Below are 14,024 nucleotides of genomic sequence, written 5' to 3'. Positions count from 1 at the left end.
CACTACATGTTGTGCTTATCCGTTTCGATGCTATCTTCTATTAAGCATGCAACCCACTAGAAGAGGTGCTCCATGGCAGGCAAAAATCAGCACGTCGTGAAACGTGATGAAGGCTGGGCGGTTCGGGGTGAGGGCAATACTAAAGACACCTCCCACCATCGAACTCAAAAGGAAGCTGCTGACGCGGCTCGTCAGATAGCTCAAAACCAAAAAAGCGAGGTGCTCATCCACGGCCGGGACAACCTGATCCGTGAACGTGACTCCTATGGCAACGACCCCCATCCTCCCAAAGGCTGATTACGACCTCACAGCGCCTCCGGAAGGAGGCGCATCTTGGGCTTCAATAAGGTATCGGCATGAAGATCGTAACAGTGGTTCACGTGCACCTGAATCGAATCGGCTCTACTCGTGGCGGGTTTGGAAGTCATAAGCGACTGACCACCTATGCAGAAGCACCGGATGCAGAAATCGAAACCCTTCGAGATCTAGTGATTTCGATTGCCGAACAAAATGGTGAGACACCTGGATCTCTGAACGACCTTCGCCATGAACGGCAAAGCGGCCACCCTCCCCACGTTAAGGTCTTCAACATTCATGCGCCCAGCACTTCATTCAGCGAGCCCTATGCTTATTGCGAAGCCTTTCCAGCGCTCAAGGCTGACAACCGGATCTTCAGGCTAGAAGAACTGCCAAGCTGAGAAACGAAGGGTTCATTGTTGCCTATCCCCCTTCCGCCTGCTGGCCACGCTCAATTCTTTAGGAAAGCTTGCGTCCGATTCGGAACAAGACGTCTTCCAGCCACTGATTGAAAACGCCCTGTGACGCTGGAATCAGCAGTTTTCTTTCCTCAATGTTTTTCTCACTGCGATGCGGCATGGACATCGACGATGCAGGGGTGGTTGGCGGCTCTGCGTAAACTTGGTGAGAAATTCCGTAGATCCCCAGCTGGAACCAGCCTCCCTTACCTCGGCTAATCAAACTAAAAGCTTCTTCCGCAAAGCGTTTTAGCCGGCTGGGCGAGATGTAATAGGAGGCAAAAAATTCGCCGCCCTTTCCTGGGGCTGCCAGAGGAATAGAGAGCCAGCTCATCCCATTATCGTGATGCCGCCAAGAGGCCTCATCCGCATCTAAGCCGGTGATATCTCCCTCGTTAAATGACTTGTAACCACCCTTGATAGAAACCAAGCCCGCTTGAGAAAGCTTGAGGAAGAATTCATCATGCTGGGTGTGCATGGAACGCAACGTACTCGAGAGGATGGGCTGCGGCAGAAACACGAGTTCTAGGCGATCTTCACGAGGCCGGCTACTCCAATTTCGGCTGTTGCTACGATTCTGCAGGTGCTGAACGAACTCCTGCTCGGAAATGGCACTGCGACTAGCTGCAAGTTGGCTTAGCCCCTGGATGATTTTGTCTGAGAGATCGCGATCACCTGTAAAGGTGGAACGGAAAAGGCCGTCGACGTAATCGGAAACCTCCCAGTGAAAGCGCTTTTGATCATCCTCGACCGGAACCTCTTCCAGAAAAGCTAGGATGGGTTTATTGGCAGCTTTGGCGCGATGGAACTCCTGCTGAGTGACGGACTCACCTGTGTTGGTTTTGAAACCGAAGTCCGCGCCAAGAATCAGCACCACTACGTCGGCCTGGTCAACCTCAGTCATGCATGCGACTTCAGAGGAATAGGGTCTTGCACCAAAATCCTCACACATCACTGGGGTGTGCCCCAACAGAGAAACTGCTTTTTTAGCCGCCGCACGATAGTGCTCAAAATTACGTACTACAGAGCTGATAAACACGTTCATAGCAGTCCTCATCACAAATAGGCCACATCCGTTTCGCCTCATCATACCGGCCGCTTTACTCGAAGTGAAAGCTGCCGAAAAGAAGCTGGGCGCTGAATAGCCCGCCGATTTCGTAGATACCGACTGCTTGTGGCCGATTTCATTTCTGCCTCTCGAATCAAAAAGGGGACTGATTATTTTTCAGAAAATAAATCAGTCCCCTTTTTTGCTTGTCCGGTCAGAGCAACAGAACACTGCCCTGGCATTTTTCGGTAAAAGGCCAAGATCGATCATTTGTGAGTAACGCCGGCATCACCGTCACTGAGTCAAATGCGTACGTTCAGTGTGGCGTGTCGGGTTTCGGAATAATTCAGGCACCCGGGATTACCGTGGCCGAACATTTGGCCAGTCGCGGTTTGGTAGAAATTCTAAAGCCCTATCGGCCAGCCCCTCGCCCCGTGTCGATGCTATACCCGAGCCGGACTCATTTGGCACCACAGGTTCAAGTGTTTATTGAGTGGCTGCAAAAGCGTTTTCCGCAGCTTCATTCTGACTGGTCGGAACGATAGCGATCATTGAGCCGCGAAAACGGTGGTTAAGGGGCGGGAGCGGTCATTCGTGAACGTCCGCTTCTGGCCGAAAGCGGACATTCACGACGATCCGCTTCTGGCCAAAAACAGTCGAAAGCATTCATCGAATGTCACGATTGTGGCTACCTTTGACAAGATCAAATGACCAAGCGCAATGAGAAAAACCCAATGCCCACCTCAAAAACCCGCCCAAGCCCCGCCCCGCTCCTCAACCCCGACGAATCCGTGGTCCTGTTCGACGGCGTCTGCAAACTCTGCAACGGCTGGGCACGCTTCCTGATCCGCCACGACCACCAACACCGCGTACGCCTGGCCGCCGTGCAATCCCCCGAAGGCCAAGCCCTCCTCGCATGGGCCGGCCTCCCCATCGATCAATTCGACACCATGGCCGTCATCCGCGACCGCCACTACTGGGAACGTTCCGACGCGTTCTTCGAGGTCATCAGCCAATTACCCGCCCGCTGGCAGCCATTGCGCCTGCTGCGCATTTTCCCCCGCAGCCTGCGCGACTGGGCCTACGACCGTATCGCGCTAAACCGCTATCGCCTGTTCGGTAAATACGACACCTGCCTGCTCCCCACCCCAGATCACGAACAGCGCTTCCTGAAAGCCACCGCAGCTACACCAGAAAGCTGAACAACTGCACCGGCGTCATCTTCGTGACCATCATCAGCACGATGACAAACATTCCGGCGAAACCCATCACGCCCATCCAGAACCATTTGCGGTACACGGCTTGATACTGCTCATCCAGCGCCGCCCCCACTTCGCTCGCACTCGCCGCCATCGCGCACAGCCGTTTCTGCAACAGCAACACCGGCAACCACAGCGAGCCGACGCAGAAGAAGATGATCAGCGACGTCAGCACCCACTCGGTACTCATGCTCAGCCCAGAAAGCCGCATCAGCAGATAACCGGTGATGATCTGCACGAAACCGGCCGGCGTGGTGATCCACGTGTCGAAGCCGACGACCATGCGCGCGACGTGGGCGATCACTTGCGGGTTGCGAGTGCGGCTGGCGGCGATCAGGTAGAGGTAGGAACCCATGCCGAAACCGAACAGAAAAATCGCGGCGATGATGTGCAGGTACTTCAGGCACAGGTAGAGCATGTCAGCGCTGCCCGTCCGAGAAGTTCACGACCAGGCTCAGGTTGGCCGGGTCGTTGATCGCGGCCATGTATTCGGCGACGCTGATTTCGCCCACGCACGGTCGGGCGCCGGCGGCCGGTACGTAGCCCGAAGCCATTTTTGTCACCAGGGCCACGGCGGCGCAGCTGGGGATTTCCGGGCCTTTGTCGTTCAGGGCGGTGAGTTGCGCGGTCATCGACAGCGGTTTGCCGTCAGCGCCAAGGCCTTGAACGTCGATGTACATCGCACTTTTGCCATCGCCGAAACGTTCGAAGCGCAGGCCGAGGCGATGCAGTCTGGCCGCCCACAGCGCATGGTCGCGCACCAGTCCGACCTTGAGTGCCTGCGCCAGCAAGCCGTTGGCGATGCCGCCGAGTTTCAGCCCGGCGCCGGCCTTGAACTTCAGGGTCTGCGCGCCATAACGGCTGGCGAAGATGTCCATGTCCGGGACATCGACGTTGGCCAGCAGCCGGGTGCCCATCTGCGGCATTTTGCGCAAGGTCAGGTCCAGCCAGCCGGACACTTCATGCACCTTGCCGTTTTTGAGTTGCTTGATCGGTTTGCCGGCATAGGCGAGCACGCCTTCGATGGTCGACAGCCCCGGCATTTTCGCCGATGAGGAAATGCCGTGTTCGATCGAGTCGATGCGGGAAAAGCGCTGGCGCTGTTCATCGATGATTGCCGACGACAGCGTTGGCACCGAACTGCAACCGCTGAGGATCGCCACGCCAGCCTGTTTCGCCCGCGCATCGAGCACGTCGATGCCATTGACGAAAGTTCGGCAGTCAGCCAGATCGCAGTAGTTCACGCCCGCGTCGATGCAGCTCTCGGCGACAGCATAGGATTGCCCCTGAAACGGCCCGCCGGTGTGGACGACCAACTGAATGTTCAGCGCGCACAATGCGGATTGGAACTCGCCGCCCATGGCATCGCCGCACCAGCCTGCGCAGACGTTGGCCGAAAGACGGTTGAGCTCATCGAGTTTGCCTTGCAACTTGCGCGGATCGCGCCCCGAAAGCACCAACTCCACATCCGCCATCAACGCCAGATGCCGGCAGACGATGCTGCCGAAATTTCCGTAACCACCGACCACCATCACCCTGAACGGCATGCAATTCTTCCCTAAGTCATTCCATCACACAGGCGTGCAGGATATAGGGCAGAACGTCAGCAAGCCATTCAGATCCGTTGCTCGCCACCCATTTGCGCTACTACCGGGTACGCAGCGGAGAAACGCGCGGTTCCGGTTTTGGGGCTTGATCCATTCATCACACACATTGATCTGCAGCAATATCGGTAAGCCGCTGCCGTCGTAATCTGTCTTTGCTGAAATCAGCCGTGCTGTGCGCACGTCACAGGCCTGTGGCCAAGGTGGCGACAAATGAATAAAAAACGCATCGTCTGGGGGAGCATTCTCCTGGGGCTTCCGTGTGTCTTGCTGCCAGTGATTCTGATGGGCTACCTCGCCTGGATGCTCAATCTGGCGTCTGCTCAGCAGCGTCTGGAAACCCTTGCTGCCGTGGCCTCCAGCCGCGCCAACGGCACGTTCAATGAAGCCGCCGGGGCACTGAAAGCCATCGCCGGTTCCGAGCTGGCACCGTGCACGCCTGAGAGCATCGATGAGATGCGCCTGCTGACCATCAACACGTTAACGGTGAAGTCCGTCGGCTATGTCGAGCAAGAAATCTACGCATGCGGTTCATGGGGCTTAGTCGGCCAACACGTGACGCCATGGCGCGAGGACTTCACCACCGCCGACGGTGTGCGCATATCTCTCGATGTGCAGTCGCGCATCGTCCCTGCCAAACCGATGATGGCGCTGCAATACGCGGCCTTCAATGTGCTGGTCGACCCCGCGCAATTTCTCCATGTGATGCTGGACGAAGACTTGCACCTGGCGGTCGGCACCGCTGCCGGGGATCTGGTCGGCGTCTCACGCCCGGGCGCCGAACATTTTTTGACACGCGTGCATTCCGGCCCCGCCTCGGGTCTGCAGGACGGTTACCTCTACACCCTCGTGCACAGCGGCGATTGGGTCGCCATCGCAGCTCTGTCGCGCCGGGATCTGCTGCAAGGCCTGATCCGCATGGAGATGTTGCTGCTGCCGATCGGCGGGTTACTGGCCGGCATCCTGGCGCTGCTGATCATCAGGCGCACCCGTCAATGCCTGTCGCCGCTGGCCGAACTGCAGCAAGCCGTGCGCAATCGTGAGTTCATCGTTCATTACCAGCCGATCATGGATTTGAGCGAAGGGACATGCATCGGCGCCGAGGCACTGGTGCGCTGGCAACGTCCGGACGGCAGGCTGGTGCGACCCGACGCGTTCATTCCGATGGCCGAACACAGCGGCCTGATCCTGCCAATCACCGATCAAGTGATCGAGTGTGTGATGCGCGATCTCGGCCCGCTGCTGGTCGAACAGCGCGATTTGCACGTGGCAATCAATCTGGCCGCCGAGGACGTTTGCAGTGGCCGTTTTCTGCCCAAGCTGGAAGCTGCGTTGAGCCAGACCGGCGTGCGTGCGCATCAAATCTGGCTGGAAGCCACCGAACGCGGTTTTGTCGAAATCGACTCGGCCCGCAACACCGTCAATCAAGCCCGCGCACTGGGTTATCTGGCCGCCATCGACGATTTCGGCACCGGTTTCTCCAGCCTTCAACACTTGCGGCAATTACCGCTGGATGTACTGAAGATCGACAAGTCGTTCGTCGAAACCATCGACAAGGCCCCTGACGCCGGTTCGGTGATCAACCACATCATCGAAATGGCCAAGAGCATGCGCCTGCAGATTGTCGCCGAAGGCATCGAAACCCCGGCGCAGCTGGATTACCTGCGCGATCACGGTGTGCATTTCGGTCAGGGCTGGTTGTTTGCCAAACCGATGCCGGCCGAAGAGTTTCAGCGGTTCTATCAAGAGCAGGCGAGCGTTGTGATCGATCATGATGCGCAGGAGCCCGTGCTCCAGTAGGTGTAAGGTTCCCTGCCACCCTACCGTTTGGACAAACGGAACACCGTCATCGGCCATTGCACCCGCGGCGTGCCGTCATTGAACAGACCGACGCGATCCATTTGCGCAGCGGGCAGCCAGAGTGTGCCGTCGCGATCAAGAAACGGCGCATCGACCCAATGCAAGCTTGCGCACCCGGCCAGCACGACTGCAAGCATCAGCCCATATAACGGGGCGCGTGCGACTTTTACAGGCGTGACGCCGAATTCGACCAATGTACCGAACGACATGGATCTGCCTCTGATGTTGGTTGATGAAAGAAGCGACACACGACGTGTAGGCTCAGCAGTTCCAAGGAGCTTCGGCGTCGGCGTCGATAGCGTATTTCGCCCGAGCCTGGGTATGTGCCTGCGGATCGACCGAAGCAAGCGCCGCCAAAACGATGTGATAGCGATCCACCTCAAAGAAGCTGCGCAACTCCGCGCGTGTGTCGCTGCGTCCAAATCCGTCGGTGCCCAGGCAGATGCACGGCGCCTGTAAATACGGCACCACCAATTGTGCATAGGCGCGCACGTAATCACTGGCTGCCACGACTGGCGCGTGACCGGGCAGACAATGCAGCAGGTGACTCTGGCACTCGACATCGCCGCCGAACACTTGCTGGCGCTGTACCTCGCGGGCATCCCGGGCGAGTTCGGAGAAGCTGGTCACGCTCCACACTTCGCTGCTGACTTGCCACTCTTGATCCAGCATGTGCGCGGCGGCAATCACCTCGCGCAGAATCGCTCCCGAACCCAGTAAACGAACCGCCGCTACCTCCTCACCATAGCGGGCATAGAGGCGCATGCCGCGAATCACGTCCGCGTGTTCGTCTGGTTCAAGTGAGGCCTGAACGTAGTTCTCGTTGGTTACCGTCAGGTAATAGAACTCATCCTCTTGCTGCTCAAGCATGCGCCGGCTGCCATGGTCGATGATCACCGCCACCTCGCTGGCAAATGCCGGGTCGTAGGCGCGGCAGTTGGGCACAGTGGCTGCCATCAACTGACTGGAGCCGTCCTGATGCTGCAGTCCTTCACCGGCCAGCGTTGTGCGCCCCGATGTGGCGCCGATCAAAAAGCCTCTGGCGCGCTGATCGGCCGCTGCCCAGATCAGATCGCCAATGCGCTGGAAACCGAACATCGAGTAGTAGATGTAGAACGGCAGCATCGGCTCGCCATTGACGCTGTAGGACGTGGCCGCAGCGATCCAGGAAGAAATCGCACCGGCTTCGGTGATGCCTTCTTCAAGCAGTTGCCCGTCGGTTGATTCCTTGTAATAGAGCAGCGCGCCGGCATCTTCTGGCTCGTACAACTGGCCGACAGATGAATAAATCCCGATCTGCCGGAACAGATTCGCCATGCCGAATGTGCGCGCTTCATCGGCGACAATCGGCACAATGCGCGGCCCCAATTGTTTGTCCTTGATCAGATGGGTGAACAGTCGCACCACCGCCATCGTCGTCGAGTTTTCACGCTCATCCGCCGTCAGCGCAAATCGGCCATAGCTGTCGAGCGGTGGCACTGCTATGGGTGCAGCCACACCGTTGCGCTTGGGCAAGTAACCGCCGAGAGCCCGTCGCTGCTGATGCAGATATCGCAACTCGGGGCTGTCGTCGGCCGGTTTATAGAAGCGCATTTGTGCCACGGCCTCATCATCCAGCGGCAAGGCGAAACGATCACGGAAGGCCTTGAGCACTTCGATATCGAGTTTTTTCTGCTGGTGCGAGGTGTTGCGCGACTCGCCGATCTGGCCCATGCCGAAACCTTTCTTGGTTTTGGCGAGCACCACGGTCGGCCTGCCCTTGTGCTTGCGCGCGGCCTCGAACGCGGCATGCAGCTTACGAAAGTCGTGACCGCCGCGGCGCAACGCATTGATCTGCTCCGGACTCATGTCTGCAACCAACGCCTGCAACTGCGGGTCCTGGTCGAAGAAATGGCTGCGGTTATACGCGCCGTCATTGGCCCCCAGATTCTGGTACTCGCCATCCACCATCCCGGCGAAGTGGCGTAACAGCGCATGGCCGTTATCGCGGGCAAACAATGGGTCCCAGTCCGAACCCCACAACACCTTGATCACATTCCAGCCGGCGCCGCTGAACAATGATTCCAGCTCCTGAACGATTTGCCCGTTGCCACGTACGGGTCCGTCGAGGCGCTGCAGATTGCAGTTGATCACTAAGGTGACGTTGTCGAGACTCTCCCGCGCTGCCAGCGAAAGCGCCGCGATGGACTCCGGCTCGTCCATCTCGCCATCACCAAAAACGCCCCAGACATGTCGCCCCTCCGTCGAGGCAATCCCACGATGCTGCAAATACCGCAGGAACCGTGCCTGGTAAATCGCATTGATCGGGCCAATCCCCATTGAGCCCGTGGGAAACTGCCAGAAGTCGGGCATCAGCCAGGGATGCGGATAGGAACACAATCCGCCGCCCTTCACTTCTTGCCGGTAACGCTCCAGTTGCGACGCCTGCAAACGCCCTTCAAGAAAGGCCCGCGCGTACACCCCGGGGGCAGAGTGCGCCTGGAAATAAACCAGATCACCCCGCCCGGCTTCGCTGTCCGCACGGAAAAAGTGATTGAAGCCGACCTCGAAAATTTCCGCCGCCGAGGCGTAACTGGCGATGTGACCGCCCAATTCGCCATAGGCCTTGTTCGCCTTCGCCACCATGGCCAGGGCGTTCCAGCGAATGATCGAGGTAATGCGCTCCTCCATCACCAGATCCCCGGGATAAACCGGCTGCTGTTCGAGCGCGATAGTGTTCTGGTACAGCGAATACGCACTCGCCGTCGTTTGCACGCCGAGACGGCTGGCCTGCTCGGCCAGTCGCAACAGCAAGAACCGCACGCGCGGTCTGCCGCCGACTTTGGCGACACCTGCCAGGGCTTCCAGCCACTCGTTGGTTTCAATGGCATCGATGTCTTCGTGAACCGGCGTTCCGTGGGTTGGCCGTGGCGCGGTATCTTTCATGGCAGAACACCCTGACAGGTTGAATGGACGACTGGATCAGTTCGAGACGTGCTCAAGAAATATCAGTTGCAGCGGCTCCTCCAGCAGGTCATCCGCCGCGGCGGCAAAGCGCTTGAAGTAAGGCATGGCGAAATGCGCATCCAGTGCCGCCTGATCCTTGAAGGCCTCGCGCATGTAGAACGTGCCGCGCTGGTCGCGCAGTTCAAACAACACATAGTCGAGATTGCCCGGCTCTGCGCGTGTCGGTTCCACCAGCGCCAGCAAGCCTTGTTTCAAGGCCTGTTCCTGGCCTGACCTGGCCTTGAGCACGGCAATCGAGATCAATGCTTCTGTAGACTTGCTCATCTTCAATACTCCAGGGACCGGTTGCATTCAGAGAAAGGTAAACAGCGACTGGGCCGGCAAGCGCGACTTGGGCAGGCCTGCGTTGAAGTCTTCGCTGCTGTGATAGCCCAGGCTGACCACGACCAGACTGGTGAAGCCCTGTTCGCGCAGGCCCAGTTCACTGTCGAGGACTTTGCTGTCGAAACCTTCCATCGGCGTCGCGTCGATACCCAGCGAGGCGGCACCCAGCAGCAATGTGCCCAGCGCGAGGTAGGTCTGCTTTTCCATCCAGTGCTGCAGGTCTTTCTGATCGAAGCGATGCAGATCGACAAAACCGCGCCGCCCACGCTCCTGCCCTGCTCGCGCCTCGGCATTGTGAAAACGCCCGTCCATGGCTTCCTGAGCCAGCAACGCTTGCAGGTATTCCTCCGGCAGATGTGTGCGAGTGCAAAAGACGATGACGTGCGACGCGTTGAGTATTTTCGGCTGGTTGAAGCTGAACGGTCCCTGGGTACTGTGGGCGATTCGCGCCCGGCTCTGATCACTCTCGGCAACCACGAAATGCCAAGGCTGGGAGTTGACCGACGACGGGCTGTTGCGCAGTTGTTCCAGCAGCAACTCCAGTGTGTGCCTGGGGATCTTGCGGTCGGCATCGAAAACTTTTGTGGTGAATCGGCGCTTGGCCAGAGAAACGAGATCCATGATTGAACTCCTGATCTGAAAAGTGAAAACGCAGAAATCAATGCCGCTTGAAAATCAGCGTGTCGGCGCCGGCGCTGCGTCGATCTTCAGACGCATCAGGCTGTAAGGCTTTTGCCGCTGATCCTGCCCGGAACGGAATGCCGCCTGGCGATGCAACTGGTTGGCGATGAAATACAGATAGCCGTCGGGGCCAATGGACAATGTGTCTGGCCAGAGCAGACGCGGGTCGTGGACCAGCGTTTGCCATTGGCCGTCCGGCAGACGCTTGCGGATCGAGTTGTGCTCGTAATCGCCGGCATAGATGGCGCCGGCGGCGTCAGCTTCAAGACCATCGGACGCACCCTTCTCCCCCAGATCCTGCACGGCAGCCGTCAGTTGCTGTTCACTGAAGTTGGCATCACGCAGCAACGCGGTGGACACCGAATACAGGTGCCGACTCGACAGCGGCGTGAAATACAGCGTCTTGCCGTCCGCCGACAGCGCGATGCCATCCGAGGCCACGCCCAGCGGTTTGCGCTTGCCGTCCGGACCTTCAACGGTGAGTGGCAGGCCTTCAACCACCGGGACAAAGGTCGGGTCAACCGAAGTCGCCGGCACACCGCTCAAACGGCGCATGGCACTGCCGCTGGCGATGTCCATGACGATGATCGCACCCGGTCCGCGCAGGGACGAGTCAGTGAGATAGACCGTCCCCTCTGGGCCTGTGCGAAAGTCGAAACGCATGTCGTTGACGTAGGTACTTGGCAACATGACGTTGTCCGGGAACACCAGACGCTTGACGATCTTGTTGCTGACCAGATCCACCGCGATCAGCTTCGCGCCTTTGGGTTTTGGGTCTGCGAAACCCGGCGCGGCGGCATCGAGCAACCAGACACGGCCCCGCCCGTCGGCCACCACGCTCTGTACGCTGATCAAACCATCACTGGGATCGTTGAGGTTTTCCCGGTTGATCGCCGCGTTCGGGTAAGCCACGACTTTGCCGTCGCGGATCTCGCCCACGGTGAACGGCACGTTGTCGCCCCAACGCGGGAAGTTGACGAAGATGCGCCCGGTCTCGGTGACGGTCACGCCGGTGGGCATCGCGTCATAGAACGCATGGACCTGTTCGAGCGTGCCGAACGATCGATCGGCGGGAGCATTGGCCGGCAACGCGACGGCGCTGATTGCATGGGCGAACGGCGCCGCCATGACCATGACCAATGCAGCAGAAAGCTTTTTCATACGCATGAGCTGCTCCTGACCGGCCCGCGTGCAGGCCCGTCTGAATGAGTGAAATCAGAAACCTTCGAGCACCAGTTTGCCTCGGGCCTTGCCGCTCTCGACCAAGGCATGGGCACGGCGCATGTTTGCCGCGTTGATCGCGCCAAAATGTTCACCGACAGTCGTTTTCAAAATGCCCTGGTCAATCAGATCGCTGACGCGATTGAGTAGATGATGCTGCTCGATCATGTCCGGGGTTTCGTACAGCGAACGGGTGAACATCAGCTCCCAGTGCAGCGACAGCGATTTGCGCTTGAGCGGCATCACGTCGAGGCTTTCAGGATCGTCGATCACGCCCAGACGCCCTTGTGGTCGAAGCACTTCGATCAGCTGGGCAAAATGCTGCTCGGTATGGGTCAGGCTGGCGACATGGCTGACCTCGTCAATGCCCAGTGCCTGCAACTGTGCGCGCAGCGGCTGACTGTGATCGATGACGTGATGCGCGCCCAACTGCCGGACCCAGTCAGCCGTTTCCTGCCGCGAGGCGGTGCCGATGACAGTCAGCCGCGTCAACTGTCGGGCCAGTTGCACCAGCATCGAGCCGACGCCGCCCGCTGCCCCCGTGATCAACAGGCACTTGCCCTGCCCTGAACCTTCGCTGACACCGAGACGGTCGAACAACAATTCCCAGGCGGTGATCGACGTCAACGGCAATGCCGCCGCATCCGCTGCAGTTAACGAACGCGGTTTGTGCCCGACGATTCGCTCGTCCACCAGGTGAAATTCGCTATAACTGCCGGTACGGGCAAGGGAGCCGGCGTAGAACACTTCGTCGCCAGGCTGAAACAGCGTCACTTCAGCACCGACCTCACGGACGATGCCGGCGGCATCCCAGCCGAGGATTTTCGGTTCTTTGGTGAAAGTTCCGGCGCGCACTTTGGTATCGACCGGATTGACCGACACCGCACGAACTTCTACGAGCAAATCCCGTGGGCCGGGAGTCGGCACCGGCAGGTCGATGTCCTGCAACGATTGTGGATCTTCAATGGGCAAAGCGTGTTGGGTGAAGGTGATGGCTTTCATGGAAACTCGCTGTCTGAAGAGCTGATGTGCTCACTTGCCGCCATCTTCGACTTCCCAGGCACAAAGAAAAACCAGCAGAATGGGCCAACACTTTCACTGCAGGAGTGAAAATGATCCGCATTGATGATCTTGGTTTGTTCACCCGCAGCGCCGCGCTGGGCAGCTTCACCGCTGCCGCCCTTGAGGCCGATTTATTGCCCGGTCAGGTTGCCGCGGCGATCAAGCGTCTGGAGCGTGAACTGGACGTGCGCCTGTTTGCGCGCACCACCCGCAGCCTGCGATTAACCGCCGAGGGCGAGCAATACTTGCCCACCGCCCACTCGGTGCTGGAGGCGCTCAAGCAAGGCAAGGAAAACCTGCGCGGTGAAAACGCCACGTTGCGCGGCGTGCTGCAAGTGACGGCGCCGTCAGATCTGGGGCGCAACATTTTGCTGCCGTGGCTTACGCTGTTTCGCCGCCAGCACCCGGAACTGACCTTGCGATTTTCCCTGTCGGACCAGATCGCAGACTTGTTTCGCGACCCGGTAGACGTGGCGATTCGATACGGCTCGAATGAAGATGCCAACTACGTGGCGCTGCCGTTGGCACCGTGGAACCGGCGGGTGCTGGTCGCCGCACCGGAATACGTGGAGCGCCACGGATACCCGCAAACACCGGACGATCTGCACAACCACCCTTGCCTGCTCTACCAGCAAGGTGGCCGGGTCTACGACAAGTGGAGCCTGGGCAGTGAAACGATCCAGGTCTCGGGACCGATGTTCAGCGACGACGCCGACGTCGTGCGCCGCTGGGCGTTGAGCGGCGAAGGCATCGCCAACAAATCCTGGCTGGACGTCAGTGCAGACGTGATCGCAGGGCGACTGATCGTGCTGCTGAAGGATTTCCCCGGCAATGCCTCACCGTTGAGTCTGGTGTGCCCGCATCGCAAGCAGATCAGCCCGGCGGTGTCTCAGCTTTATACGTGGTTGAGTGGCCAGTTTGCCGCTCTGGAACGCATCCAATAGCCCCCCCGGTGTTGCCACATTGACGAACCGCCCGTCGGATGTTCAGATGCCGCCCTGTTTCAGGTGCCCCCTGCCGCCGTGCATGGGGTGAAACGGGAAACCGGTACGTTCTTTTCGAACAAGTCCGGTGCTGCCCCCGCAACGGTATGCGCGTGATGCTTTCGACAGACCACTGTGGCCACTCGGCCATGGGAAGGTGAAAGCCTCGATACGCGCGAGCCCGGAGACCGGCCTGAAATGCTGTTTGGCAAAATCCTGCG

The 14,024-nt window shown here is 58.9% G+C and carries 14 protein-coding genes, 1 pseudogene and 1 riboswitch; of the genes and pseudogenes, 6 read left to right on the top strand and 9 right to left on the bottom strand.

Translation table 11 applies throughout. The annotated features are described in order from the left end of the window. Positions 1 to 72: 72 nt before the first annotated feature. Both CKW17_RS02480 and CKW17_RS02475 read left to right on the top strand, forming a co-directional pair. On the top strand, positions 73 to 297 hold the full coding sequence (locus tag CKW17_RS02480) for a DUF2188 domain-containing protein (RefSeq protein WP_017136943.1): 225 nt from the start codon (positions 73 to 75) through the stop codon (positions 295 to 297). Between the two features lie 59 nt (positions 298 to 356). Then, positions 357 to 698, top strand: coding sequence for a hypothetical protein (locus tag CKW17_RS02475; RefSeq protein WP_095118550.1), 342 nt, complete (start codon positions 357 to 359; stop codon positions 696 to 698). A gap of 58 nt (positions 699 to 756) precedes the next feature. On the opposite strand, the gene CKW17_RS02470 is transcribed toward CKW17_RS02475, so the two are convergent. Further along, positions 757 to 1,800, bottom strand: a complete 1,044-nt coding sequence (locus CKW17_RS02470; RefSeq protein WP_095118549.1) for a DUF4062 domain-containing protein — start codon at positions 1,798 to 1,800, stop codon at positions 757 to 759. Positions 1,801 to 2,009: 209 nt separating this feature from the next. Between CKW17_RS02470 and CKW17_RS02465 the strand changes: the two are divergent. Both CKW17_RS02465 and CKW17_RS02460 read left to right on the top strand, forming a co-directional pair. Continuing rightward, positions 2,010 to 2,348 (top strand): annotated as a pseudogene (locus CKW17_RS02465) (LysR substrate-binding domain-containing protein); the annotation flags it as partial. A gap of 189 nt (positions 2,349 to 2,537) precedes the next feature. Then, a complete protein-coding gene (locus tag CKW17_RS02460; RefSeq protein ID WP_095119016.1) occupies positions 2,538 to 3,005 on the top strand; it encodes a thiol-disulfide oxidoreductase DCC family protein in 468 nt (155 codons plus the stop codon). Here the strand turns inward: CKW17_RS02460 and CKW17_RS02455 are convergent. After that, positions 2,989 to 3,480, bottom strand: coding sequence for a DUF2269 domain-containing protein (locus tag CKW17_RS02455; protein WP_095118548.1), 492 nt, complete (start codon positions 3,478 to 3,480; stop codon positions 2,989 to 2,991). The two genes, CKW17_RS02460 and CKW17_RS02455, sit on opposite strands and share 17 nt — an antisense overlap. Position 3,481: 1 nt before the next feature. Beyond that, entirely contained in the window at positions 3,482 to 4,609 is a 1,128-nt protein-coding gene (locus CKW17_RS02450) for a saccharopine dehydrogenase family protein (protein WP_095118547.1), read from the bottom strand. 270 nt (positions 4,610 to 4,879) lie between these two features. On the opposite strand from CKW17_RS02450, the gene CKW17_RS02445 reads away from it, so the two are divergent. Further along, a complete protein-coding gene (locus CKW17_RS02445) occupies positions 4,880 to 6,466 on the top strand; it encodes an EAL domain-containing protein (protein WP_095118546.1) in 1,587 nt (528 codons plus the stop codon). Positions 6,467 to 6,486: 20 nt separating this feature from the next. Here the strand turns inward: CKW17_RS02445 and CKW17_RS02440 are convergent, their stop codons facing one another. Genes CKW17_RS02440 through CKW17_RS02415 form a run of 6 tightly spaced genes read right to left on the bottom strand, consistent with a single transcriptional unit; the run spans position 6,487 to position 12,760 of the window. Further along, positions 6,487 to 6,735 (bottom strand): hypothetical protein, encoded by a 249-nt coding sequence (locus CKW17_RS02440; protein WP_095118545.1) that lies wholly within the window; start codon positions 6,733 to 6,735, stop codon positions 6,487 to 6,489. Positions 6,736 to 6,787: 52 nt separating this feature from the next. Next, on the bottom strand, positions 6,788 to 9,451 hold the full coding sequence (gene mdeB, locus CKW17_RS02435; protein ID WP_095118544.1) for an alpha-ketoglutarate dehydrogenase: 2,664 nt from the start codon (positions 9,449 to 9,451) through the stop codon (positions 6,788 to 6,790). A gap of 36 nt (positions 9,452 to 9,487) precedes the next feature. Beyond that, the gene (locus tag CKW17_RS02430) at positions 9,488 to 9,796 is read right to left on the bottom strand and encodes a putative quinol monooxygenase (protein WP_095118543.1); all 309 of its coding nucleotides are present in this window, start codon (positions 9,794 to 9,796) and stop codon (positions 9,488 to 9,490) included. Positions 9,797 to 9,823: 27 nt separating this feature from the next. Continuing rightward, positions 9,824 to 10,477: an oxygen-insensitive NAD(P)H nitroreductase gene (gene nfsB / locus CKW17_RS02425; RefSeq protein WP_095118542.1), complete on the bottom strand. Its 654-nt coding sequence runs from the start codon at positions 10,475 to 10,477 to the stop codon at positions 9,824 to 9,826. 54 nt (positions 10,478 to 10,531) lie between these two features. Further along, positions 10,532 to 11,704: an L-dopachrome tautomerase-related protein gene (locus CKW17_RS02420; RefSeq protein WP_095118541.1), complete on the bottom strand. Its 1,173-nt coding sequence runs from the start codon at positions 11,702 to 11,704 to the stop codon at positions 10,532 to 10,534. A 48-nt stretch (positions 11,705 to 11,752) separates the two neighbouring features. Continuing rightward, entirely contained in the window at positions 11,753 to 12,760 is a 1,008-nt protein-coding gene (locus tag CKW17_RS02415) for a zinc-binding alcohol dehydrogenase family protein (RefSeq protein ID WP_095118540.1), read from the bottom strand. A 110-nt stretch (positions 12,761 to 12,870) separates the two neighbouring features. Here CKW17_RS02415 and CKW17_RS02410 point away from each other — a divergent pair, with 110 nt between their 5' ends. Further along, on the top strand, positions 12,871 to 13,764 hold the full coding sequence (locus CKW17_RS02410; RefSeq protein WP_095118539.1) for a LysR family transcriptional regulator: 894 nt from the start codon (positions 12,871 to 12,873) through the stop codon (positions 13,762 to 13,764). 44 nt (positions 13,765 to 13,808) lie between these two features. Next, positions 13,809 to 14,015: riboswitch (cobalamin riboswitch) on the top strand. Positions 14,016 to 14,024 lie beyond the last annotated feature (9 nt).

Source organism: Pseudomonas sp. Irchel s3f10 (genome assembly GCF_900187515.1).
GTDB lineage: Bacteria > Pseudomonadota > Gammaproteobacteria > Pseudomonadales > Pseudomonadaceae > Aquipseudomonas > Aquipseudomonas tensinigenes.
This window is presented reverse-complemented; position numbering and strand designations above follow the sequence as displayed.